This window comes from Mesorhizobium sp. M0184 (assembly GCF_040322215.1).
Lineage (GTDB): Bacteria > Pseudomonadota > Alphaproteobacteria > Rhizobiales > Rhizobiaceae > Mesorhizobium.
Window position 1 is genome coordinate 1 of the sequence record NZ_JAMYSZ010000002.1, and the last position, 22,135, is coordinate 22,135.

The following is a 22,135-nucleotide window of genomic DNA, read 5'->3' on the forward strand; positions in this document are numbered from 1 at the left end:
GACCCAGAACACGATCCGCCATCCCGAATCTCCCTGCTTCGACCATCATCACAGAATCACCAATCGGCTTCTATGCAAAGGTCTCACAAGGGGAGAAGGGAACACCTTCAAAGGCCTGACCCCCTCTGCCTTGACGCTTGCTGGCCAGGCATCTAGGACGTGTCGGCATCCCGCCTTTCCCGCCGAGGCCGCCGTGACCATTCCTGCCCATATGCACCCAAGCCGCTCGTTCCAGGGGCTGATCCTGACCTTGCATAATTACTGGGCGGACTATGGCTGCGTCGTCCTCCAGCCTTACGACATGGAAGTCGGCGCCGGCACCTTCCATCCGGCAACGACATTGCGCGCGCTCGGCCCAAAACGCTGGAACGCGGCTTATGTCCAGCCCTCGCGCCGCCCCAAGGACGGCCGCTATGGCGAGAACCCGAACCGGCTGCAGCACTATTACCAATACCAGGTGATCCTGAAGCCCAATCCACCCAATCTGCAGGAGCTTTACCTCGGCTCGCTGGCCGCGATCGGCATCGATCCGCTGCTGCATGACATCCGCTTCGTCGAGGACGACTGGGAAAGCCCGACGCTCGGCGCCTGGGGGCTGGGCTGGGAGTGCTGGTGCGACGGCATGGAGGTCTCGCAGTTCACCTATTTCCAGCAGGTCTGCGGCATCGAATGCGCACCGGTGGCGGGTGAGCTCACTTATGGGCTGGAACGGCTGGCCATGTATGTGCAGGGCGTCGACAATGTCTACGACCTCAACTTCAACGGCCGCGAAGGCGCCGACAAGGTGACCTATGGCGACGTCTTCCTGCAGGCCGAGCAAGAATATTCGCGCCACAATTTCGAATTTGCCAACACCGCGATGCTGCTGCGCCATTTCGAGGACGCCGAAGCCGAGTGCAAGGCGCTGCTACAAGCCGGCGCGCCTGTCTTCCCCCTCGAGGGGGAGACGCCCGCGAAGCGGGCAGAGGGGGTCGCCTCGGAAGGCACCGCAGGTCAGGCGTCGAGCAATGCACGAGCGACCCCTCCCGGCCAGACCTTGTCTGGTCCCCTCAAGGGGGAGGGATATCACCGCATGGTCTTCCCAGCCTACGACCAGTGCATCAAGGCCAGCCACGTCTTCAACCTGCTCGACGCACGCGGCGTGATTTCGGTCACCGAGCGCCAGAGTTACATCTTGCGGGTGCGCAATCTGGCCAAAGCCTGCGGCGAGGCATTTCTGCTGACGCAGGCGGGCGGGCTGGCGGCCTAGCTCAAGGCGAATTCGGCAGGAGTGCTGATTGGTAACGCACCCTGGCCGCTGGAGCCGGCCATTGTCCGCAGCGCTTGCCTGACGCCGGGCATCGAGAACGTGCCATGAGCCTGCGCCGCGAAACAGGCGCTGAGCGCGAGGATCTGCAGGAATGTCGATGCCGTTTTCATGGTCGTTCAGCCAATAGCTCTCTGCCTGAGCGTTGGTCGCTTCAGCGCTGCGTTCGGTTCATGGAAATCTTTGCTCCAAGGACGGGCGGACCGGCTCGTGTCCGACAGGCGGCTGAATTTTTCCGGAAATCGCCGTTGGACGCCTTGATCGTGCTGGCCCGATCTTGCTGGGAAGGGTGACAGCAGCCGACCGAGTTGCTATGCCCCGCTTACCTCCGCCTCGATGGGGGAGGACGCCGCGAAGCGGCGGCTGTTTCTTGTCGCGTGAGCTCTTTCAATGCCTGACCTGCTTCTAGAACTTCGTTCCGAAGAAATCCCCGCTCGCATGCAGCGCAAGGCGGCCGGCGACCTGAAGAAGCTTTTGACCGACGATCTGGTCGAAGCCGGGCTGACCTATGAGGCGGCGCGCGAATATTGGACGCCGCGCCGGTTGGCGCTCGACATTCGCGGCCTGACCGCGCGCTCGAAGGACATCAGCGAGGAGATCAAGGGACCCTCGACCAAGGCGCCCGAGCAGGCCGTGCAAGGTTTTCTGCGCAAGGCCGGCCTTGCCTCGATTGCCGAGGCGCATGTTCATTCCGATTCGAAGAAGGGCGACTTCTATGTCGCCCATATTGCGAAGCCGGGCAGGCCGGCGGAGCAAATCATCGCCGAGCTGGTGCCGGGCATCATCCGCAACTTCCCCTGGCCGAAATCGATGCGCTGGGGGCCGGCTTCGGCCAAGCCCGGCTCGCTGCGCTGGGTGCGGCCGCTGCAATCGATCCTGTGCACCTTCGGCCCAGAAACCGAGGAGCCGGTGGTCGTCGATTTCGAGATCGACGGCATCCGCTCAGGCAATGTCACCTACGGCCACCGTTTTCATGCGCCGGGCGCCATCACGGTGCGCCGCTTCGACGATTATGTCGCCAAGCTGGAGGCGGCCAAGGTCGTGCTCGATGCCGACAGACGCAAAGAGATCATTCTTGCCGATGCCAGGAACGTCGCCTTCGCCAGCGGGCTCGACCTTGTCGAGGACGAGGGGCTGCTGGAGGAAGTGTCGGGCCTCGTCGAATGGCCGGTCGTGCTGATGGGCGAATTCGAGCAGGATTTTCTGGCCATTCCGGCCGAGGTGATCAGGCTCACCATCCGCGCCAACCAGAAGTGTTTTGTGACGACGCGCCAGATCTCCCCCCTCGAGGGGGAGATGTCGCCGCAGGCGACAGAGGGGGTCGCCTCGCGTGAAGCGCCGGCATCCCCTGTCCGCGATAGGGAGTCGCGTCAGGTCGTGCCGACCCCCTCTGGCCTACCGGCCATCTCCCCCTCAAGGGGGGAGATCAGCCAATCGCCGCTCTCCAACCGCTTTATCCTGACCGCCAACATCGAGGCCAAGGATGGCGGCAAGGAGATCGCCCATGGCAACGGCAAGGTGGTGCGCGCCCGCCTGTCCGACGCGCTCTATTTCTGGAAGACCGACCAGGGCGACCTGCCGGATCTCGACCAGTTGCAGGCATCGGCGCAAAAGTTCAGACTTGATCTCAAAAAGCCGCTCGACCAGCGCATGGCCCGCCTCGACCATCTCAATGTGACGTTTCATGCCAAGCTCGGCACGCAAGGCGAGCGAGTGGAGCGGATTGCCAGGTTGGCCGAAGAACTGGCACCGATCGTGGCGCAGTCGATCTCCCCCCTTGAGGGGGAGATGGCCGGCAGGCCAGAGGGGGTCCCTTCGGCTGGCGCGACGCGATCTGGCCTTTCGAAGAAAGAGGAAGTCGGCGCTCGACGCGAGACGACCCCCTCTGTCGCCTTCGGCGACATCTCCCCCTCGAGGGGGGAGGTTACCGCGCTGGCGCGCCGCGCCGCCGTCCTCGCCAAGGCCGACCTCACCACCGAAGTGGTTGGCGAGTTCCCGGAACTGCAAGGCGCCATGGGCCGCAAATACGCGCTGCTGCAGGGCGAGCATCCATCAGTCGCCGCCGCCATCGAGGAGCACTACAAGCCGCAGGGACCGTCCGATCGCGTGCCAACCGATCCGGTGTCGGTGGCCGTGGCGCTTGCCGACAAGCTCGACACGCTGGTCGGGTTTTGGGCGATTGATGAAAAGCCGACCGGATCGAAAGATCCCTATGCGCTGCGGAGGGCGGCGCTAGGCGTTGTGAGGATTTTGGTCGAGAATGGGGTAAGACTGCCACTCCAGCGCCAGTTTTTAAACTCGCTGTTCGGGCTTACCTTCAATCGCGGCAATCGGTTTTCGGTGGTCTGGCGAGCGGACGACGAGGGCGATTTCACTACTGGCGTTGGATCAGCCGACGATTTGATCAGTGAACGGGCAGGTTCGCTGTCCTCGGAAATACGCGGCGTCGAATTACCGGACCATTCCGCGTCTGAGATAATTGCCGATCTCCTGTCCTTCTTCCACGATCGCCTAAAAGTCTATCTCCGCGATCAGGGCGCGCGGCACGACCTGATCGACGCCGTACTCGCGGCGGGTTCGCGCCCAATCTCCCCCCTAGAGGGCGAGATGTCGGCGAAGCCGACAGAGGGGGGCGCTGTCCCGCCAGCCTCTCATTCTGTCGCGCCCCCCTCTGCCCTGCCGGGCATCTCCCCCTCTAGGGGGGAGATCGGCCAATCGTCCAACGACGATCTCCTTCAAATCGTCCGCCGCGTCGAAGCACTCGGCTCCTTCCTCGACACCGAGGACGGCAAGAACCTGCTTGCCGGCACCAAGCGCGCGGCCAACATCGTGGTTGCCGAAGAGAAGAAGGCGACAGCGATCGCAAGCAGCGTTGAGCCGGCTCTGTTCCGGGAGGACGCCGAAAAAACCTTGTTCGCGGCGGTGAATCAGGCCGAGAGGCAAGCCGGCGAAGCAATTCAAAACGAAGACTTTTCCGCCGCCATGCTGGCGCTTAGTGTGTTGCGCGAGCCGGTTGATTCATTCTTTGAGAAAGTCCTGGTAAACGATGAGGACCAGGCGGTGCGCGCCAATCGCCTGGCATTGCTCGCCCGCATCCGGGCGGCGACCGACCGGGTCGCGGATTTCTCCAAGATAGCCGGCTGACGTCCGCGAAGAAATCTTCGCTTATGCTTCAGGCGCTATTTCGGCTGGTCGGGAGCTGCTAGCGGCGCAGGCTGCGGCGCTGCGGGCTCAGGGGTTTTGCTGGCGACCTTTGGGTCGGCTTTGCTGTCCGCGGCGGGCGCGGCAGCGGTGGCCGGCGCGGCTTTGGGCGCTGGCGTTGCAAAGGCATCGCCGACGATACCGCCGCGAATGATCATCGGGCTTCCGGTGAAGCCATGGTTCGGCTGGCTCGGGATTGCCGCGACCTTTTCATCGGTGACGTTTTCATTGACGTCAGGCAACTTCTCGCCGAGCGCGACGATCGACGGTGTTTTCGCCCGCTCGAGCGCGCCGGCACTTACCACCGAAGGCGTCGCCGTCGTTTGCCCGAGAAAAACCAGCGACGAGGCCTGTGCCGTGCCGGCCATAAACGCCAAACCAAGCGCTCCAAGGATACGCATCGAAAGCATGATAATTCCCCTTGCCCAATAAGACGGCACCGTAGCCGAGGGCAGTTGATGCCGGCTTGCGGGGAAACAGAGCATTTTAGCGATTTGCGATTCGCCTACGCCCGGACTTGCTCCGTCGGCGTCAGCGTATTAGGCACCCGCATCCGGGAGGTGACGACAGTGGCTGAAATTCGTGCCGCCGGCGAGGCGATGGAAAGGGCGTTGGCGCTGCTCGAGAGCGGCGATGTCGTCGCCATCCCGACCGAGACCGTTTATGGGCTGGCCGGCGACGCGACCAATGGCGTTGCCGTGGCTCGTATCTTCGAAGCCAAGGGCCGACCTCGCTTCAACCCGCTGATCGCCCATATAGCCGATCCGGCGATGGCCGAGCGCATCGCGCTGTTCGACCCGCTGTCGGAAAGATTGGCGCAGGCATTCTGGCCGGGGCCGCTGACGTTGGTGCTGCCGCAACGGCCCGGCAACGGCATTCATCCGCTGGTCACCGCCGGGCTGGATACCATTGCGCTGCGTATGCCGAAAGGCTTTGGCGGCGAGCTGATCGCCAGGTTCGGCCGCGCGCTGGCGGCGCCCAGCGCCAATTCCTCGGGCAGGATCAGCGCCACGACGGCCGAAGCCGTGGCCGCCGATCTCGGTCCCCGGATCAAGCTTGTGGTCGACGGCGGCGCGACGCCGGTCGGGCTGGAATCGACCATCGTCAAGGTCGAAGCTGGAAAGCTGCGGCTGCTGCGGCCGGGCGGCATTGCCGCCGAAGAGATCGAAGCAGTGGCCGGGACAAAGTTGCTGCGCGGCGCTTCGGGCATCGAGGCGCCCGGCATGCTCGCCTCGCACTATGCGCCAGGTGCGGCAGTGCGGCTCAATGCTGCGGAGGTCGCACCGGGCGAAGCCTTGCTGGCCTTCGGCCGCCGCCGTGCCGAAGGCTGGCGCGATGCAGCCGCCCTGCGCAACTTGTCGGAGACCGGCGACCTGCGCGAGGCGGCAAGCAATCTCTTCGCCCATCTGCAGGATCTCGATGGCAGTGGCGCCAAAACCATCGCTGTCGAGCCGATCCCGTTCGACGGGCTGGGCGAGGCGATCAATGACCGGCTTTCGCGCGCCGCCGCCCCGCGTGACAAGATCGCCCCGCGTGACAAGATGGATTGAGCACCATAGTTTCCACCCATGAACGACATTTCCCCCGATCTCGACCCCGCCGTCGTCGCGCGCTTTGCGGCAATCGTCGGCGACAAATATGCGCTGCGCGATCAGCGGGACATCGCACCGTACCTCACCGAGCGGCGCGGACTTTGGCACGGCAGGACGGCGCTGGTGCTGAGGCCGGGGAACGTCGAGGAGGTCAGCAGCATCATGCGGCTGGCGACCGAAACCGGCACGCCCATCGTGCCGCAAAGCGGCAACACCGGGCTGGTCGGCGCCCAGGTGCCGGACGCATCCGGCCGCGAGATCGTGGTGTCGCTGTCGCGGCTGAACCGCATCCGCGAAATCGATACGCTGTCCAACACGGTGACGGTCGAAACCGGCGTCATCCTGCAGACGCTGCAGGAAGCGGCCGATGCCGCCGACCGGCTGTTTCCGCTGTCGCTTGCCGCGCAAGGCTCCTGCCAGATCGGCGGCAATCTCTCGTCCAACGCCGGGGGCACCGGCGTGCTTGCCTACGGCAATGCGCGCGAGCTCTGCCTCGGCGTCGAAGTGGTGCTGCCGACCGGTGAAGTGTTCGACGATCTGCGCAAGCTGAAAAAAGACAATACCGGCTACGATCTGAAGAACCTGTTCGTCGGCGCGGAAGGCACGCTCGGCATCATCACCGCCGCCGTGCTCAAGCTGTTCCCCAAGCCCAAGGGGCGCGAGGTGGCGTTTGCCGGCCTGTCATCGCCGGAGGCGGCACTGTCGCTGTTCAGCCTGGCGATGGACCGTGCAGGGGCAGCGCTCACCGCCTTCGAGCTGATCGGCCAGAGGCCCTACGACTTTACGCTTGCCCACGCGCAAGGCGTGGTGCGGCCGCTGGCCGGCGATTGGCCGTGGTATGTGCTGATGCAGATCTCGTCGGGCCGTTCGGCCGAGGATGCCAGGGCGCTGATCGAGGAGGTGCTGTCGGCAGGCCTCGAGCAAGAGATCGTCGGCGATGCGGTAATCGCGGCAAGCATTGCCCAGGGCGACGCGTTCTGGAATTTCCGCGAGGTGCTGCCCGAGGCGCAGAACCCGGAAGGTGCCTCGATCAAGCACGACATCTCGGTGCCGGTGGCGTCGATGCCGCCATTCATCGAAAAGGCCGCCGGCGCCGTGCAATCGGTCAGTCCCGGCGCGCGCGTCGTCTGCTTCGGCCACATGGGCGACGGCAATCTGCACTACAACATTTCCCGGCCGGTCGACGGCGATGACGAGGCGTTTCTCGGCCTTTACCACGTCATGAACGAGGCCGTGCACGACGTCGTGCGCGCGTTTCATGGCTCGATCTCGGCCGAGCACGGCATCGGCCAGTTGAAGCGGGACGAATTGATCGCGACGGCGCCGCCGATGGCGATCGAGCTGATGCGCAGGGTTAAGGCCGCGTTCGACCCGGCCGGCATCATGAATCCGGGTAAGGTTATCTGATCCTTTCGCCGGCCCGCGCCGGTTCGCATTCCGATAACCATCCGCCCCGGATCAGCAAAATTTAACCGACTTTCTTAAGCGCGAGGATAAGAAGCCCGCGCTAATGTTTCTCCACAAACGAGGCTGGGAAAACCGGCCCGGAGAACCGGAAACACCGGCTCTCAGGAGAAACAGGAAAGGCACGATATGAACACTGGACTGAAGCCAGTCTGGGCTGGCCGCAATATGCGTCTCGACCCATTCCGCCTGCCGCAGGTGGTGAGCTACGCCACGCGCGACGACTATGGCGACGTCACCTTCACCATCGACCAGCGCGGCGCGGTTATCCGCCGCACGCTGGAGATGAGCGGCGTGCCGGCGATCATCGCTCTGCCCGCCAACGCGTTTCGCGGCGTCGCTGCCCGCGCGATGGAGGATCCGGATGGCAATGTCACAGTGACGCTTGAGCTTCTGCACAATGACCCGATGCTGTCGGTGCCGCTGCTGGTCGCCGACGATCTCGACGATGTCGCCGCTGACTGGCGCGCCTGGGCCGATGCCTACCGCCTGCCGATGCTGCTGATCGAGGCCGACGGCATTGCCCGCACGCTCGAAGAATCGCTCGGCGCTGCCATCAAGGCGCTGCCGGCGCAGGACCGCCGCAAGGGTCGCGTCTCGACCATGCGCCGCCCGCGCTTCCTCGCTCGCCGCCGCGCCGGCGACCTCGGCCTCAGGCTGGTCATCGGCGGCGAGGAGCTTATTTCGCGGGAGTAGGCCTGAGCGCCTCTTCCTTCTCCCCCTGTGGGAGAAGGTGGCCGAGCGAAGCTCGGTCGGATGAGGGGTGTTCCAGGGAACGCCAACGCCTCATTTCTTCCAACACCCCTCAACCGTCTTGGCGCTACGCGCCAATCCACCTTCTCCCACAAGGGGAGAAGGAAAAAAGCCGCTAAACCAGCGGCTTCAGCGCCACCCAAGCCGCGCCGCCGATCAGGCCGAGGAAGATCAGCCAGCCGACCTGGTTGTTCGATCTGAACAGCCTTAGGCACTGGTCCGGATCGTCGATGTCGAGCACGCCGATCTGCCGCGCCAGATGGGCGCCGGCGGCGATCAGCCCGGCGAGCGCCGGTACCGGTGCCTGTGCCGAGGCAAAGGCGATGGCGAAGCAGACCAGCGCTCCGCCATAAAGCCCGGCCAGCCAGGCCTTGGTATTGTCGCCGAACAGGCGCGCCGTCGAGCGCACGCCGACGATGGCGTCGTCTTCCTTGTCCTGATGCGCATAGATCGTGTCATAGCCGATCACCCACAGGATCGAGCCGATATAGAGCATGATTGCCGGCCCATCGAGATCGCCGAACTCGACCGCCCATCCCATCAGCGCTCCCCAGGAAAAGGCAAGGCCGAGAACGAGTTGCGGCCAATTGGTGTACCGCTTCATGAACGGGTAGACGGCGACGATGACCAGCGAGCCGATGCCGAGCAAGATGGCGAAGCTGTTGAACTGCAAAAGCACGGCAAGGCCGACCAGTGCCTGCACGACAACAAACATCCAGGCCTGCCGGCGCGTGACCTTGCCGGCCGGCAGCGGCCGCGAGCGCGTGCGTTCCACCTGGTTGTCGATGTTCTCGTCGACCAAATCATTGTAGGTGCAGCCGGCACCGCGCATGGCGAACGCGCCGAGAAAAAACAGCAGCAGGTACCACGGCGACGGCAGCAGCGAGAGCAGCGGATCCGTCGGACGCGGATAGGCGCTCGCGGCAAGGGCAGCCGACCACCAGCATGGCCACAGCAGCAATTGCCAGCCGATCGGCCGGTCCCACCGGGCAAGCTGCGCATAGGGCCACAACCGCCGCGGCAGCGCACGATAGACCCAGTGGCCGCTCGGCGCATCGGCGACGCGGCCCTGGGCCGCTTTCGACTGGACGGTTTCCATTTTGCTGGAGTGGCAGCAGAGGCGAATGCCGTCAAGCGTCAAGCAGCCCCCCGCACGCTCGCCACGCGCAATCGGCGCTTCGGCAGCCAAATGTCTTGACCCGTCGCGCGCGGCGCAATAGCGCAGTCCTGGTCGTGAAATGACAAGGAATCTGGGCATGCGTGTTTTGCTGATCGGCTCCGGCGGACGAGAGCATGCGCTTGCCTGGAAGATCGCGGCCTCGCCGCTGCTGACCAAACTTTACGCGGCGCCCGGCAATCCGGGCATCGGCCGCGAAGCCGAGCTGGTGAGGCTCGACATTGCGGATCACACGGCGGTGGCCCGGTTTTGCCGCGAGAATGAAATAGGCCTCGTCGTGGTCGGGCCGGAAGGGCCGCTGGTCGCCGGCATTGCCGACGACCTGCGCGCCGAGGGCATCCGCGTCTTCGGACCGTCAAAGGCAGCGGCACGGCTGGAGGGCTCGAAAGGTTTCACCAAAGACCTCTGCGCCAAATATGGCATCCCGACCGCCGCCTATGGCCGCTTCGACGATCTGGCTTCGGCCAAGGCCTATGTCGAGAAGACGGGTGCGCCGATCGTCATCAAGGCCGACGGCCTCGCTGCCGGCAAGGGCGTCACCGTCGCCATGACGCTTGACCAGGCGCTGGCCGCGCTCGACGCCTGTTTTGACGGCTCCTTCGGCCAGGCCGGCGCGGAAGTGGTGGTCGAGGAGTTTCTCGTCGGCGAAGAAGCAAGTTTCTTCTGCCTGTGCGACGGCACCACCGCGCTGCCCTTCGGCACCGCGCAGGACCACAAGCGTGTCGGTGACGGCGACACCGGCCCCAACACCGGCGGCATGGGCGCCTATTCGCCGGCGTCTGTGATGACGCCGGAGATGATCGACCGCACTATGCGCGAGATCGTCGAGCCGACCATGCGCGGCATGGCTGAAACAGGCGCTCCGTTTTCCGGCGTGCTGTTCGCCGGGCTGATGATTACTGACAACGGGCCGAAGCTGATCGAATACAACACCCGTTTCGGCGACCCGGAATGCCAGGTGCTGATGATGCGGCTGAAGGACGATCTGCTCGTCCTGCTCAACGCAGCCGCCGACGGCCAGCTGGCGCATACTTCGGTGCGCTGGCGCGACGAGGCGGCGCTCACCGTGGTGATGGCAGCCAGGGGCTATCCCGGCACGCCGGAAAAGGGCTCGGTTATCCGCGGCGTCGAGGCGGCGGCGGGTGAGGGCGTCGAGATATTTCATGCCGGCACCGCCATCAACGGCGGCGCACTCGTCGCCAATGGCGGTCGCGTTCTCAACATCACGGCGACCGGCCGCACCGTCGGCGAGGCGCAGAAGAAGGCCTACGCCGCGCTCGACCGGATCGACTGGCCGCAAGGCTTTTGCCGCCGCGACATTGGCTGGCTGGCGGTGGCGCGCGAGCAGGCGAACTGATGCTTCGGGCGGCCTTCGGCCTCAGCGCAAGCCGTGGTCGAATTCGGTCGAGACGCTGCTGACCGCATCGGCGGTGGAGACAAATCCTGGCACCGATGCCGCACGCTTTTCGTTTCGCGTCCAGGCGACATATTCGGCAATCCCGCGCGGAAGGCCCGGCGCCGCCTTCGCCGCAGGCATTTGAAAGCCGCTGCTGAACCTGGCCAGGCGAGCCCTGAATACCGCGACCATCTCCTCGAAGCTTGCTGGCGTCACGCTAGCGTAAGTGATGGTGCCGCCGGCGAGCCCCGCCTCGCGTGAGAGCGGCACCGGTATCGAGGTGAGATAATCCGGCTGCACGTCGATCAGGCCGCCGAACGGCCACTGCGCGCGCAATTCCGTGGCATTCATCGGCGCGACGCTGACGTCGATATCGTTGGGTGTGCCCGCGACCCTGTAAGGGCAGCGGAACCGGCCGCAATTTGCTCGCGCCGAAAACTGCCGGAGCGCATAACCCTGCCAGTTGCCCATCGGAAAATGCACGTCGATGTCGGGCTTGTAGCGCGCATACCACAGCGGCAGCCGCGACAGCAGCTGGTATTTGTATCTGTTGTCGGCGATGTGCCGGGCGGTCGTTCCATTGGTGTAGAGCACTGGAAAGCGGCCGAGCCGCCGATGCACCTGGCGGACGAATTCTTCGGCGTCGTCCAGCGACATCCACTGCGTCGGATCGTCGTCCTCGATGTCGAGGGCAAGCAGGTCATCCGGCCCGGGTTCGGCGAACTCGATGAAATGATTGGCCTGGCCGACCGGGTTGCCGGGGCGGGCGAGGTGATAGGCGCCCCATTTCAAGCCAAGCGCCTTGGCCACAACCTTGCGCGTCTGGAACAGCTCACGCGCCACCGCATGGCGTTTCCAAAGCGTCTTGCACAGCCGCGTCTCGGTCTCGTCGCCGAAACAGAAATAGGGTGGCGGCATTCCGTCGGATGCCTTGTTGATGAAGCCGACAAGACGCTTGTCGGCGGCTAGCCGGGTCCAGTCGATGGAATTGTATTCGTAGGCGTCGACGACCAGCGCCCGGTCGGCATCCTTCCAAGGTTCGGAGAAATCCGAGGCCTTTGCCGGCGTCAGCGCCAGGGTCATCGCGGCCGCGACAAGGAGAAGCGCTGAGCGGACAAGGGGGCGCGCCGGCGTTTTCAAACAGCAGATCCTTGCTGGCCAAAGCCAAATCCTGAACCGCCATGGTTAAGGAAATGCTTCGGGTGCCGAGTGGGCGAGTTGGAGCGCTGGCGACGTGACCCCTGGTGCTCCTCAAGAGCAAAGCGATGGTTGCGATTGTCAGCCAAATAGCTTCAACGCTGTTGCTATGGGCAGGAACAGTGATAGCGGGCGGCTCTGAAACGAGGTGAAGCCATGCCTGCGATAATACGCGACCGCCTGGTCATCCTTGGCATCGACAATCAACGCGAAGGCTGCTGGGGCAGCGCTAACGCTACGTCGTAGCGCATCCACGATCAGCGCCGACCCGACCCGCCGCCGCTGGTATCGGGCATCGACGGCCAGCCTGCCGACCAATATCGCGGGCAGAACCGGGTAGCGTGGCAGATGTTTTGTCTGTTCGTCAGGCAAGGACGCGATCGGTATGCTCGACGCCGCCAAAGTGTAATATCCGGCGATCGCGCCGACATCGCGATCCACGGCAACGAAGCAGTTGCCGACTCGGCGTTTGACATCCTGGCTGGCTTGCTCCCGTATATAGTGGTCGAGCGCCGACACCCCGCAGCTGAACGCCTTGCGATCATGCGATCCGCCGAGCGGTTCGATGATGATGGTGAAATTCACCGGGATTCGACGACAAGCCGTTTGTGGGCGTCGGCGGCCCTGCGCAGTGCTTCATTGGGCTCGGGCGGATTGAGAATCGCCTCCATCATGGCGCGCTGATCCTCGACGGAAATACGCATGATGGTGGTGTTCTCGATAGTACGCTGCGCCGCCTCTTGAGCGGCGGCGACCACGAAGTCGCTGACGCTGCGGCCCTGGATTTCGGCGGCACGTTTCACCACGTCCAGCATATCCGGCGAGATACGGGCTTCGAGACGGGCGGTGCGGGTCTGTTGGTTTGGCATTATCGTCATCCCTGATGCTGCCTTGTACGGGAAATAACCGTACAAATCAAGTGCGTCGTCCGGCTCTAAATAATTTTGCATACGAGCCAGCAATTGCAAAATCCGCGTGACAAAGTTTGACGTTTACGTAAAAAGAAGATGGACAGGGAACTCCGAAAGCAGATGATTTTGCATCGGCACAGGTCTTAAGTAGACCTGCCAGACTCGGGAGGGCCAGACTGGGGAGGGCCAGACTGGGGAGGGCCGGGCTGAGGAGGAGCGAACGCCATGTATCGGGCACCGGTCGAGGAGATCGCCTTCACCCTGAAGCATGTCGCCGGCTTGAAGCCGGCGCTCGATGCAGGCAATTTTGGCGAACTCGGCGAGGACCTTGTCGACGCCATTCTGGCCGAGGCCGGCCGCTTCGCCAGCGAGGAGATGGCGCCGCTCTACACGGTCGGCGACCAGCACGGCGCGGTGCTCAACGGCGCTGCCGTCACTACCCCGCCCGGCTGGAAGGAACTTTATCGCCGCTGGATCGGCGGCGGCTGGAATGCGCTGTCCGCGCCGGAAGCGTATGGCGGCCAGGCGCTGCCGGCCATGCTCGGCGTCGCCGCGCTCGAAATGTGGAACTCCGCCTCGATGGCGTTCGGCATCGCCCCGACGCTGACCATGGCCGCGGTCGAAGCACTCGACAAGCATGGCTCGAAGGCACTCAAGGTCAAATATCTGGAAAAACTGGTCTGCGGCGAATGGATGGGCACCATGAACCTGACCGAGCCGCAGGCAGGCTCGGACCTGAATGCCTTGCGAACCCGCGCCGAACCGGCCGGCGACGGCACCTACCGCATCTTCGGGCAAAAGATATTCATCACCTATGGCGAGCACGATTTCACCGACAACATCATCCATCTGGTGCTGGCGCGGCTGCCGGACGCGCCGGCCGGCACGCGCGGCCTGTCTTTGTTCCTGGTGCCGAAATTCCTCGTCGGAGACGATGGCGCGCTGGGCAGGCGCAACGACGTCTTCTGCTCCGGGCTGGAGCACAAACTGGGCATCCACGCTTCGCCGACCTGCACGATGATTTATGGCGATGGCTTCGAAGGTAGCAGGCCCGGCGCGATCGGCTGGTTGGTCGGCGAGGAGAACAAGGGCCTCGCCTGCATGTTCACCATGATGAACAATGCGCGCCTTGCCGTCGGCATGCAGGGCGTCGCGGTCGCCGAGGCGGCGACGCAGAAGGCGCTCGCCTATGCAAACGACCGCCGGCAAGGCAAGGCGGCAAGCTATGGCGGTGCCGGCATGGCGCCGATCGTGCATCACCCCGACATCCAGCGCAGTCTTCTGACCATGAAGGCGCTGACCCAGATTGCCCGTGCCATCTGCTATTCCTGCGCCCACGCCATCGATCTTGCGTCGCAGAGCGAAGATGCAAAGCACTGGCAGGAGCGCGCCAATCTGTTGACGCCGCTGGCCAAGGCCTTTTCGACCGATGTCGGCGTCGAGGTCGCCTCGCTTGGGCTGCAGGTGCATGGCGGCATGGGGTTCATCGAGGAGACAGGGGCCGCAGCACTTTATCGCGACGCGCGTATCGCGCCCATTTACGAAGGCACCAATGGCATCCAGGCGATCGATCTGGTGACGCGCAAGCTGCCGCTCCGCGGCGGCCGGCATGTGCATGGCTACATCGCCGAACTCAAGGCCGTCGCCGATGCGGCGCGAGCATCGAACCTTGAAGGCTTCGGCCGCACCGCCGATCGCCTCGACCAGGCGCTCGACGAGCTCTCCCAGGCAACCCGTTTCCTGCAAGACCTGCAGGCCGAAGGCCGTTCGGACGAGGCGCTGGCCGGCGCCACACCTTATCTCAGGCTGATCTCGCTTGCCGCGGGCGGGGCCTATCTGGCGCGCGGCGCGCTTGCCGACCAAAACCGCATCGCGCTTTGCCGGTTCTTCGCCGAGAACCTGCTTGGCGAAGTGGGCGCGCTGAAGGAGCGCGTCATCGGCGGCGCCGACAGCCTTGCCGTTGCCGGCAAGACGCTGATTTCAGCCTGACGTTCGCACGCGCCGAAATTCACAAAGGCCCGAAATTCACAAAGGACCAATCCGTGACAGACCACATCCTCGTCGAACGCCAGGGCGCCATCCAGATCATCCGCATCAACCGTCCGGACAAGAAGAACGCCCTGACCCGCGCCATGTACGCGACGATGTCGGCGGCTCTTGCCGGCGGCGACGCCGATCCGGCGATCCGCGTCAATGTCTTTCTCGGCGTGCCCGGTGCCTTCTCGTCCGGTAACGACCTTGCCGATTTCATGATTGTCGCCTCGGGCGGTGAAGGCGGTACCGAGGTCTGGGATTTCCTGATGGCGCTGGCCAAGGTGGAAAAGCCGATGGTTTCCGGTGTCGACGGCATTGCGGTCGGTATCGGCACCACGCTCAACCTGCATTGCGACCTGACCTTCGCCACGCCGCGCACACTATTCCGGACGCCCTTCGTCGATCTCGGCCTTGTGCCGGAGGCAGGATCGAGCCTGCTCGCACCGCAGATCCTCGGCCGGCAAGGCGCCTTCGCGCTGCTTGGCCTCGGCGAGGGCTTTTCGGCCGAGCGCGCGAAGGCCGCCGGGCTGATCTATGAGGTGGTCGAGGAAGAGGCACTCGAAGCATCGGTATTGGCGGCGGCGGGCCAGATCGCTGCCAAGCCGCCGCAAGCGCTGAAGATCGCGCGCGACCTGATGCGCGGCTCGCGCGACGCCCTTGTCGAGCGCATCGGCCAGGAAAGCCAGCATTTCCGCGAGCGGCTCAAATCCGACGAGGCCCGCGCAGCCTTGACGGCCTTCATGACCAGGAAGAAGGCCTAGACCTTCTGGCCTTGTCTCGCATCGTGGACCCGCCGGCAGCAACCGGCGGGTTTTCTTGCCATGATCTCTTAGTCACATCGCCATTTTTTTACATTCGGCCTGGGCCTTTGGCGAAGACGTGTCGATCATGAATGTCTTGCCTTTGGCGTCGGTCATCAACATCATGCAATGCTTGATCGGTTTCGCCATTTTCATCATTTCGGCGCTCATCTTCGCGTCGGGCATCATGGTGCCCATATGCCCATCGGGCATGATCGCCATGACCTCCCCACCCTTCATCACCGTCATTGTCCCCATCGCGTCCTCCGCAAAGGCCTGCGAAGCGAAAAGGCAGGCAAGACCGGCCATCGTGACCAACCTGAGTGAATGCATTGCTTCCTCCTGAATTTGCGCCAGAGGCGCGTTGAGCCCTTCCCTGGTTCGTTCCGGCAAGCTGGAACGTTTCACGCACACGAGATCGTGATAGTGGGAATTGGAAATCCGGCAGAAGCGGCCCGGCCTTGGCCGCCTTCATGACCGGGAAGAAGGGCTGAAAAAATGGGCGCCGGCGCTCCACCGTCGTGCCCTACGGATAAAGCCTCACCTTGTCCCAGTTGCCCTCGGCGTTGCGCGAAAACACGACACGGTCGTGCAGCCGGAACGGACGGTCGTGCCAGAACTCGATGGTCTGCGGCACGATGCGGAAGCCCGACCAGTGTTTTGGCCGCGGGATGTCGCCGATCGCATGGCGCGCCGTGTATTCGGCGACCGCTTTTTCCAGCGCGAAGCGGCTCTCCAGCGGCCGCGACTGTTTGGACGCCCAGGCGCCGATGCGGCTGCCGCGCGGACGCGTCGCGTAATAGGCATCGGCTTCGGCGTCGGTGACGATCTCCACCGGGCCGCGCGCTCGCACCTGCCGGCGCAGCGATTTCCAGTGGAAGCACATCGCCGCTTTCATGCTGCCAAGAATCTCACGGCCCTTGGCGCTCTCGAAGTTCGTGTAGAAGACAAAGCCGCCCTCGTCGAAGCCCTTAAGCAGCACCATACGCACATTCGGCATGCCTTCGGCATCAACGGTCGCCAGCGCCACGCTGTTGGGGTCGTTGATCTCGCTCTTCGTCGCGTCGTCGAGCCACGCCGCAAAGAGCCGGAACGGCTCCGCCGCCTCGGTAAAGTCACCGCTTGTTAACCCGGTTTCGCTCATAGTTTTCCCAAATTTGTTGCCGGCTGGGGAGATTGCCGATTGTCGCGTATCGCGCAAGCTTTTGACAGTGGGCAATGGAGCGTTATCGCTTCGGCCAGCGCCAAAGCCATGATCGTGATAATCGCCCTGCCGCTTGCCGCCTGTGGTGGGGGCGGCTTCAGCCTGGAGCAGGCGGAGGTGGACCGCTCGATACTGACCTCGAGCACGCCGGCCTCAGTCACGCCGCTCGATCAGGACCGCGCCTCCGATCAGGCCACGATCCGCAACGCCGTGTCCTCCGCCGACGTCGAGCAACTGGCCGGGCAGGCCGTTCCCTGGGCGAATGCCGACACCGGCTCGCGCGGCTCCATCACCGAGCTGGCGGAATTCAGGGCTAACGGTGAGACATGCCGTCGCTTCACCGCTTCACGCGAGAGCTTCGACGGCGTCGCGCTGTTCAAAGGCGAAGTATGCCTGGCCGGCGGCAGCGCCTGGCGAATGCAGGACTTCAAGGCGCTCTGATTTTCCGCCGGCGACATGGTGGTAAGCCACTGGAATTCCTTCCTATGCGAGCGCATATAGGAGGCGATTATGGACTCACTCCTTCTCCAGGGCAGTAAGCATGCGCGACCCCTATGAGGTGCTGGGCGTTGCCAAGAACGCATCGGCCAAGGACATAAAATCCGCATACCGGAAGCTCGCCAAGAAGTATCATCCGGACCAGAATCCGGATGATCCCAAGGCGAAGGACCGTTTTGCCGCCGCCAACCAGGCTTACGAGATCGTCGGCGACGAGAAGAACCGGGCGGCATTCGATCGCGGCGAGATCGACGCCGATGGCAAACAGCGTTTCCAGGGTTTCGAAGGCGCGGCTGGCGGCGCCGATCCTTTCGCCGGTTTCCGCCGGCAGCAAGGGCCGGGCGGCGCGCATTTCGAATTCCGCACGGGCCGTCCCGGCGGCGATCCGTTCGACGGCAACAGCGACATCTTCAGCCAGATCTTCGGCGATGCTTTCACCCAGCAGCGCGGCGCCGGCACCGGCGGCCGCCGTCAGGCCCCGACCGCCGCCGATCTCAACGTGACGCTGGACGTCACCATCGAGGAAGCCGCCACCGCGGAGAAGGTGACGGCGATGTTCCCCGACGGCCGCAAGATGGCGGTCAAGTTGCCGGCCTATGTCGAGGACGGTCAGACCATCCGGTTGAAAGGCCAGGGTGAGCAAGGACCGGGGCAGCCGGGCGATGCGCTGGTTAAAATCCGTTTCCGCCGGCACCCGCGCTACCGCGTCGAGGGCCGCGACCTGCATGTCGACCTGCCGGTGGAACTGGCCGATGCGGTGCATGGCGCCAAGGTGGCGGTCGAAACCCCGACCGGCAGGATTGCGGTCAATGTTCCCCCTTGGTCGAGCTCGGACAAGGTTCTGCGGCTGAAGGGCAGGGGCCTGCCGGAAAAGGCCGGCGGTCACGGCGATCTCTACGCGCATGTGCGGCTGATGCTGCCGGAAGGCGGCGACGCCGAGCTCGAGGCGCTGATGCGCCGGCGAAAGGCCTGACGGTCGAAAAGGCTGGCGCCGTGTGTGAAAAGCGGGCGCGAGTGGTTTCATGCCGTCGATTATCGACAGCAAGCGAGCAACCAGCGCCAGGAGCCGCCATTTGGCCGAAGTAGGTTCAACGTCAGCTAACGCCTCAAAGGCCGACATTTGCACGCGCCATAGTTCCGCTTCGCGAACACGGTCGACGCCAGTCGACCGACTGGCGATGAGCCAGTTCGGCGGGGGTTAGCCGCACAAGCTTGTAGGGGTCGATCGATGCAGTCGCCAGGCCAGCAAGGTGGAGGGTCGCACCGCTGACCATCACCAGCGCATCGACGCCTGCGCCATTCTCCCTCTTGCCAGCCTGCTCGACGTGGCGGGCGAAATTTACCTCCGAGCCGACCAGAAAAGAGAAATCCCACTGGCGATCGTTGACGAACATCACCTCGCCGGAGTGTAAGCCGATCCTGATGCGGCGCGACAGGGAGCCCATCGAACGTTTCCAAGCGTTGCCGAGCGAGATTTCCGGTACCAGTTCCGCGACGGCGGCCAGCGCCTTTAGCGCCGTTTCGCTGGGCGTCATTTGGCTCCCCAGCCAGAGAGCTAGCACGCCGTCGCCTGTAAAGTTTTGAACGATCCCCCCATTGGCCACCACGACCTGGCGGGTCAACGTGAAGTGCTCGATCATGAACCGCGTGGTTTCGACCAGGCCAAGCGCGCTCGCCAAGCCGGTCGAGTCCTCCACGTCGGTAAACATGATCGTGGCGATGGCGCGCTGGAATTTCGTTTCACCCATGCCGAATGACGGGAGCACGCGGTCAGTCTGTGGATTCGTATAGGCAGTGATCGGATGCATTGGAGTCCGGCCCCCGAGCGGTTTCAAATGTCGCTCGAATATGACTGGACGGCGTAGGCGGATCGTAAGCCCGCCGTGGCGGGCACGTCAGAAATACGTCAGAAATCCATTCGGGCCCGGCTTTGGCGGCTTGCAGCCGACCTTTTAGTCAAAATTCGGCGGGACCCTCAGCTCAGCAATTTACGGAGGTCAAGCAGCCCCGCTCCAAACTGCTGATCGAACGAAGGCACCCTTCTCTCGCAATTAGGGCTGTCCGGTAGAATCGGAACGTCAGCTTTTTCAAGCCAAGGCCATGAAACCTCCTTTGCGCCCGACTGGGTCATCTTCGCCTTAACCTCTATGCCGTTGAGCGGCCTACCGGTGGAGCGATGTTTCGACTGCAACAAAGCGGCTGCTCCCGCGACGATGGCCGAGGCTGCAGATGTTCCGCCAAATACTGTGTAGAGCCCGGCGCGGTCTCTGCTTTCGACGCGCGGCGGCTGGATCCCTTCCAGCTGTCCGCCGGAATAGCCGTGGTGGCCCGGGATGTCGGTGGTGAGCACGCCCTGCGGCGCGTATTCAACCTGGGGGAGCTTCTCGTAGATCTCGAAATTGTGGTCACGTGAACGCAGCGACTCACGGTCAAGTCGTATTTGGCAGCGCGTACACACCTCCTGGTCGTCGGACGGCGCGGAAATGGTGACGGAATTGTCGGTCGGATCGCCGCTGTAGTTGGAATATGCTGAACGTCTCGCCAGATAAGTGGCGGCCGCCACCGCAACCACGCCATTGCTTTCGCCGGCCTTGCTCGCCGGGTAAATCAGATGGTCGTAGCCATCGTTGCCGGCTGCGCAGATGATGGGGATTTCCTCGCTGATCGCCTCGAAAAGCGTCTCGAAATAATCCCAAATTGGCTTTGCCTGTTCGACCGAAGTATATCTGCTGTCGCCATATCCAGGATAGGAACGGTGCGCTCGCCATGGATCGGGTACTTCCCGGGGAAAGTGTATGACTGAAACCTTCTGGTCGCGGGCATAGAGGAACGCCAGAATGAGCTGCGCTGCGTCGGGCCGTGCTGAAATCTCGATCGGCAGGAGTTCAGCGCCTGGGGCGACCCCCCAATAAGGTATTGCGCCTTCACCGTTGCTAAATTGCCTCAACTTCGCGGGCGGGGCCGCAGGGGCGCCGACCATCAGCCCAGCGCAGGCGGTCCCGTGCGCTGAGTAGCGCATACGCGAGGTCTCAGCTGTCTCCTGAATTACGCCGCGCCCATCTTTCAGTGCTCGAAGCAGCGATTTCTGAACCTCGACTTCCTGCGCATTGTTTCTCGATTTGATCAGGCCTGCTGCCCATGCCCAGGTATCGTCGCCCACAAAGCTCTTGCTCTGCTTTTTTTCCGGCCCTCGCAAGACGAGCGGTTGCTGCTTGGGTGTGACGTAACTCAACCCGAAAGGGTGAGCGGCGAAGCTGACCGCAGAAAGGATACGAGGCTCGAGATTGGGATGGCTTGAGTTCACCCCCGTATCGATCTGGGCAATGACCTCGCCGTAACCGGGCTTGTCAGTACCCAACAAATCCCAGGCGTCGGCCTCCAGCAGGTATGCGGCCTCGTGCGGCAACCGCGCTTCAGGGATGCGCGGACGATCGCGTAAGGCGCCGATTGCGATCAGGTGCCACAGGTAGTGATACCAGTCATAACAAAGATGGCCTTCGCCCTTCTTGATGTCGTCCATCATGGCACCCACCTACCATTCGCTCTGGGCGCGTCGGATCGTTTCATCCATCGCGTCCACCAAGTACGGAGAAATGCGCGCAGCCAGTTCCTCGCCGGCATCGGTGTCGCTGGCGTAGTGCAGCCCGGCCCATTCCCTGTTCTCGGCCACCCGGCGGGCGCGCTCATAAAGCGCGGTTACGCCGGCGTGCTCGGGCAGCATCCGTTGCAGAACGTTCGCCACTGCAAATGACTGAAATGAATGGTTGGACGGGTAGGAAGCGTGCGAAGGAACCGGAAGCGCCGGCCGCAGCCTCGGCTCAATGATGTTGGGCCGTGGCCGATTGAATCGATCTTTGTAGTTGAGCCCGATCTCCTCCGTGAGTTCGAGGATCGCAACAATCAATGCGCATGTCCCCTCGAAGCCCGCGAGAGTGTCTATTCCGAGCGGTGCCGTGTAGTCCAAAATCCCGAACGATGCCTGGCGGACGATCTCCTCGCGCCGCAGCGGGTCACCTTCCCTCCTCTTCTGCAGATCGATAAGCGCTTCTGTCTCCCTGAGGCTCTCTGAAGGTCCGGGCGGGGGATCGATAAGAATGTCCTCCCAGATCGCGCCGAGATATTTGTTGGCGACGCTTAGTCCGATCCCGTGCAAGGCACGCTTGTCGTGCCACGCCGGCAAAGCCTCCTCGCCAGTTTCGAAAGCCGTTTGCCCTCTGCCGCGTCCCCGTCCTCGTCCGCGCCCTCTGCCCCTGCCTCGACCTCGACCTGCGCTCGGCCCCGCCAAGAAGGCTGGCGAAAGGCGCATGGCACCCTCCACAGGGTCATCAGAAATCGTTATCACGATCTGCTCTTCTTGAATCGACAGAACGCTGCTCTTGGTCATCATAGACACGAAAGGATGAAGTTTTTCGCCGCCTCTATTTTTGATGTATTCCTCAAGAGATTTTTCAGGTTTTGCGTCACCCAATATCAGCGGATATTGCCTTATGGCCGATCCACTTACTAAGAAGCGGGCGTTAAACAACTTGTTATTAAGATCAATTGTCGACATCATGTCCACCCCTCAACTAAAGCTTCTAAATTTGATCCGCGCCAACTGGT

21 protein-coding genes are annotated in these 22,135 nt (G+C 63.4%); 10 read left to right on the forward strand and 11 right to left on the reverse strand.

Annotation, left to right across the window (positions count from 1 at the left end; all coding sequences use genetic code 11):
• Nucleotides 1-211: 211 nt before the first annotated feature.
• Nucleotides 212-1,249 carry a glycine--tRNA ligase subunit alpha gene (locus tag NKJ23_RS03050; RefSeq protein ID WP_352678696.1) on the forward strand — a complete coding sequence of 346 codons (1,038 nt, stop codon included), beginning with the start codon at nt 212-214 and terminating at the stop codon, nt 1,247-1,249.
• Here NKJ23_RS03050 and NKJ23_RS03055 read toward each other — a convergent pair.
• Nucleotides 1,246-1,419, reverse strand: a complete 174-nt coding sequence (locus NKJ23_RS03055; RefSeq protein WP_352449921.1) for a hypothetical protein — start codon at nt 1,417-1,419, stop codon at nt 1,246-1,248. The genes NKJ23_RS03050 and NKJ23_RS03055 overlap by 4 nt on opposite strands.
• A gap of 277 nt (nt 1,420-1,696) precedes the next feature.
• Here NKJ23_RS03055 and NKJ23_RS03060 point away from each other — a divergent pair, with 277 nt between their 5' ends.
• Complete coding sequence (locus tag NKJ23_RS03060) at nt 1,697-4,450, forward strand: glycine--tRNA ligase subunit beta (RefSeq protein ID WP_352678090.1); 2,754 nt, start codon at nt 1,697-1,699, stop codon at nt 4,448-4,450.
• A gap of 35 nt (nt 4,451-4,485) precedes the next feature.
• Here the strand turns inward: NKJ23_RS03060 and NKJ23_RS03065 are convergent, their stop codons facing one another.
• A complete protein-coding gene (locus NKJ23_RS03065; RefSeq protein ID WP_352456859.1) occupies nt 4,486-4,917 on the reverse strand; it encodes a hypothetical protein in 432 nt (143 codons plus the stop codon).
• A 159-nt stretch (nt 4,918-5,076) separates the two neighbouring features.
• Here NKJ23_RS03065 and NKJ23_RS03070 point away from each other — a divergent pair, with 159 nt between their 5' ends.
• The 3 genes from NKJ23_RS03070 (at nt 5,077) to NKJ23_RS03080 (ending at nt 8,259) form a co-directional block, all read left to right on the forward strand.
• Nucleotides 5,077-6,057, forward strand: coding sequence for an L-threonylcarbamoyladenylate synthase (locus tag NKJ23_RS03070; protein ID WP_352678093.1), 981 nt, complete (start codon nt 5,077-5,079; stop codon nt 6,055-6,057).
• A gap of 18 nt (nt 6,058-6,075) precedes the next feature.
• Entirely contained in the window at nt 6,076-7,506 is a 1,431-nt protein-coding gene (locus NKJ23_RS03075) for an FAD-binding oxidoreductase (protein WP_352678096.1), read from the forward strand.
• A gap of 186 nt (nt 7,507-7,692) precedes the next feature.
• The gene (locus tag NKJ23_RS03080; protein WP_023674094.1) at nt 7,693-8,259 is read left to right on the forward strand and encodes a DUF6101 family protein; all 567 of its coding nucleotides are present in this window, start codon (nt 7,693-7,695) and stop codon (nt 8,257-8,259) included.
• A 172-nt stretch (nt 8,260-8,431) separates the two neighbouring features.
• Here the strand turns inward: NKJ23_RS03080 and ubiA are convergent, their stop codons facing one another.
• The gene (gene ubiA, locus NKJ23_RS03085; RefSeq protein ID WP_352678698.1) at nt 8,432-9,415 is read right to left on the reverse strand and encodes a 4-hydroxybenzoate octaprenyltransferase; all 984 of its coding nucleotides are present in this window, start codon (nt 9,413-9,415) and stop codon (nt 8,432-8,434) included.
• Between the two features lie 157 nt (nt 9,416-9,572).
• On the opposite strand from ubiA, the gene purD reads away from it, so the two are divergent.
• The gene (gene purD, locus NKJ23_RS03090) at nt 9,573-10,850 is read left to right on the forward strand and encodes a phosphoribosylamine--glycine ligase (protein WP_352678099.1); all 1,278 of its coding nucleotides are present in this window, start codon (nt 9,573-9,575) and stop codon (nt 10,848-10,850) included.
• Nucleotides 10,851-10,871: 21 nt separating this feature from the next.
• On the opposite strand, the gene NKJ23_RS03095 is transcribed toward purD, so the two are convergent.
• The 3 genes from NKJ23_RS03095 to NKJ23_RS03105 all read right to left on the reverse strand — a co-directional run bounded on the left by NKJ23_RS03095 (nt 10,872) and on the right by NKJ23_RS03105 (nt 13,048).
• A complete protein-coding gene (locus NKJ23_RS03095; RefSeq protein ID WP_502902482.1) occupies nt 10,872-12,029 on the reverse strand; it encodes a glycoside hydrolase family 25 protein in 1,158 nt (385 codons plus the stop codon).
• A 138-nt stretch (nt 12,030-12,167) separates the two neighbouring features.
• Nucleotides 12,168-12,671, reverse strand: a complete 504-nt coding sequence (locus NKJ23_RS03100) for a GNAT family N-acetyltransferase (protein WP_352678102.1) — start codon at nt 12,669-12,671, stop codon at nt 12,168-12,170.
• Entirely contained in the window at nt 12,668-13,048 is a 381-nt protein-coding gene (locus tag NKJ23_RS03105) for a type II toxin-antitoxin system TacA family antitoxin (RefSeq protein ID WP_352678105.1), read from the reverse strand. Before NKJ23_RS03105 ends, NKJ23_RS03100 begins: the two co-directional genes overlap by 4 nt.
• Nucleotides 13,049-13,222: 174 nt before the next feature.
• Here NKJ23_RS03105 and NKJ23_RS03110 point away from each other — a divergent pair, with 174 nt between their 5' ends.
• A complete protein-coding gene (locus NKJ23_RS03110) occupies nt 13,223-14,986 on the forward strand; it encodes an acyl-CoA dehydrogenase family protein (protein WP_352678108.1) in 1,764 nt (587 codons plus the stop codon).
• A gap of 53 nt (nt 14,987-15,039) precedes the next feature.
• On the forward strand, nt 15,040-15,792 hold the full coding sequence (locus tag NKJ23_RS03115; protein ID WP_352678111.1) for a crotonase/enoyl-CoA hydratase family protein: 753 nt from the start codon (nt 15,040-15,042) through the stop codon (nt 15,790-15,792).
• Between the two features lie 72 nt (nt 15,793-15,864).
• Here the strand turns inward: NKJ23_RS03115 and NKJ23_RS03120 are convergent, their stop codons facing one another.
• Together NKJ23_RS03120 and pdxH are read right to left on the reverse strand one after the other, a co-directional pair.
• A complete protein-coding gene (locus NKJ23_RS03120; RefSeq protein ID WP_352571403.1) occupies nt 15,865-16,140 on the reverse strand; it encodes a hypothetical protein in 276 nt (91 codons plus the stop codon).
• A 217-nt stretch (nt 16,141-16,357) separates the two neighbouring features.
• On the reverse strand, nt 16,358-16,975 hold the full coding sequence (gene pdxH, locus NKJ23_RS03125) for a pyridoxamine 5'-phosphate oxidase (RefSeq protein WP_352678113.1): 618 nt from the start codon (nt 16,973-16,975) through the stop codon (nt 16,358-16,360).
• A 39-nt stretch (nt 16,976-17,014) separates the two neighbouring features.
• On the opposite strand from pdxH, the gene NKJ23_RS03130 reads away from it, so the two are divergent.
• Both NKJ23_RS03130 and NKJ23_RS03135 read left to right on the forward strand, forming a co-directional pair.
• Nucleotides 17,015-17,476, forward strand: coding sequence for an RT0821/Lpp0805 family surface protein (locus NKJ23_RS03130; RefSeq protein ID WP_352678115.1), 462 nt, complete (start codon nt 17,015-17,017; stop codon nt 17,474-17,476).
• A 100-nt stretch (nt 17,477-17,576) separates the two neighbouring features.
• The gene (locus NKJ23_RS03135; protein WP_352578626.1) at nt 17,577-18,506 is read left to right on the forward strand and encodes a DnaJ C-terminal domain-containing protein; all 930 of its coding nucleotides are present in this window, start codon (nt 17,577-17,579) and stop codon (nt 18,504-18,506) included.
• A gap of 133 nt (nt 18,507-18,639) precedes the next feature.
• Here NKJ23_RS03135 and NKJ23_RS03140 read toward each other — a convergent pair whose 3' ends face one another.
• The 3 genes from NKJ23_RS03140 to NKJ23_RS03150 form a co-directional block, all read right to left on the reverse strand.
• Entirely contained in the window at nt 18,640-19,341 is a 702-nt protein-coding gene (locus NKJ23_RS03140; protein WP_352449907.1) for an adenylate/guanylate cyclase domain-containing protein, read from the reverse strand.
• 167 nt (nt 19,342-19,508) lie between these two features.
• The gene (locus NKJ23_RS03145) at nt 19,509-21,056 is read right to left on the reverse strand and encodes a S8 family serine peptidase (RefSeq protein ID WP_352678118.1); all 1,548 of its coding nucleotides are present in this window, start codon (nt 21,054-21,056) and stop codon (nt 19,509-19,511) included.
• 9 nt (nt 21,057-21,065) lie between these two features.
• Nucleotides 21,066-22,088 (reverse strand): phosphatase PAP2 family protein, encoded by a 1,023-nt coding sequence (locus NKJ23_RS03150; RefSeq protein ID WP_352678121.1) that lies wholly within the window; start codon nt 22,086-22,088, stop codon nt 21,066-21,068.
• Nucleotides 22,089-22,135 lie beyond the last annotated feature (47 nt).

Coding starts and splice junctions, on each gene's coding strand:
- NKJ23_RS03050 (WP_352678696.1), top strand. CDS start 212: ATGCACCCAAGCCGCTCGTTCCAGGGGCTGATCCTGACCTTGCATAAT.
- NKJ23_RS03055 (WP_352449921.1), bottom strand. CDS start 1,419: ATGAAAACGGCATCGACATTCCTGCAGATCCTCGCGCTCAGCGCCTGT.
- NKJ23_RS03060 (WP_352678090.1), top strand. CDS start 1,697: ATGCCTGACCTGCTTCTAGAACTTCGTTCCGAAGAAATCCCCGCTCGC.
- NKJ23_RS03065 (WP_352456859.1), bottom strand. CDS start 4,917: ATGCTTTCGATGCGTATCCTTGGAGCGCTTGGTTTGGCGTTTATGGCC.
- NKJ23_RS03075 (WP_352678096.1), top strand. CDS start 6,076: ATGAACGACATTTCCCCCGATCTCGACCCCGCCGTCGTCGCGCGCTTT.
- NKJ23_RS03080 (WP_023674094.1), top strand. CDS start 7,693: ATGAACACTGGACTGAAGCCAGTCTGGGCTGGCCGCAATATGCGTCTC.
- ubiA (WP_352678698.1), bottom strand. CDS start 9,415: ATGGAAACCGTCCAGTCGAAAGCGGCCCAGGGCCGCGTCGCCGATGCG.
- purD (WP_352678099.1), top strand. CDS start 9,573: ATGCGTGTTTTGCTGATCGGCTCCGGCGGACGAGAGCATGCGCTTGCC.
- NKJ23_RS03110 (WP_352678108.1), top strand. CDS start 13,223: ATGTATCGGGCACCGGTCGAGGAGATCGCCTTCACCCTGAAGCATGTC.
- NKJ23_RS03120 (WP_352571403.1), bottom strand. CDS start 16,140: ATGGCCGGTCTTGCCTGCCTTTTCGCTTCGCAGGCCTTTGCGGAGGAC.
- pdxH (WP_352678113.1), bottom strand. CDS start 16,975: ATGAGCGAAACCGGGTTAACAAGCGGTGACTTTACCGAGGCGGCGGAG.
- NKJ23_RS03135 (WP_352578626.1), top strand. CDS start 17,577: ATGCGCGACCCCTATGAGGTGCTGGGCGTTGCCAAGAACGCATCGGCC.
- NKJ23_RS03140 (WP_352449907.1), bottom strand. CDS start 19,341: ATGCATCCGATCACTGCCTATACGAATCCACAGACTGACCGCGTGCTC.
- NKJ23_RS03145 (WP_352678118.1), bottom strand. CDS start 21,056: ATGATGGACGACATCAAGAAGGGCGAAGGCCATCTTTGTTATGACTGG.
- NKJ23_RS03150 (WP_352678121.1), bottom strand. CDS start 22,088: ATGATGTCGACAATTGATCTTAATAACAAGTTGTTTAACGCCCGCTTC.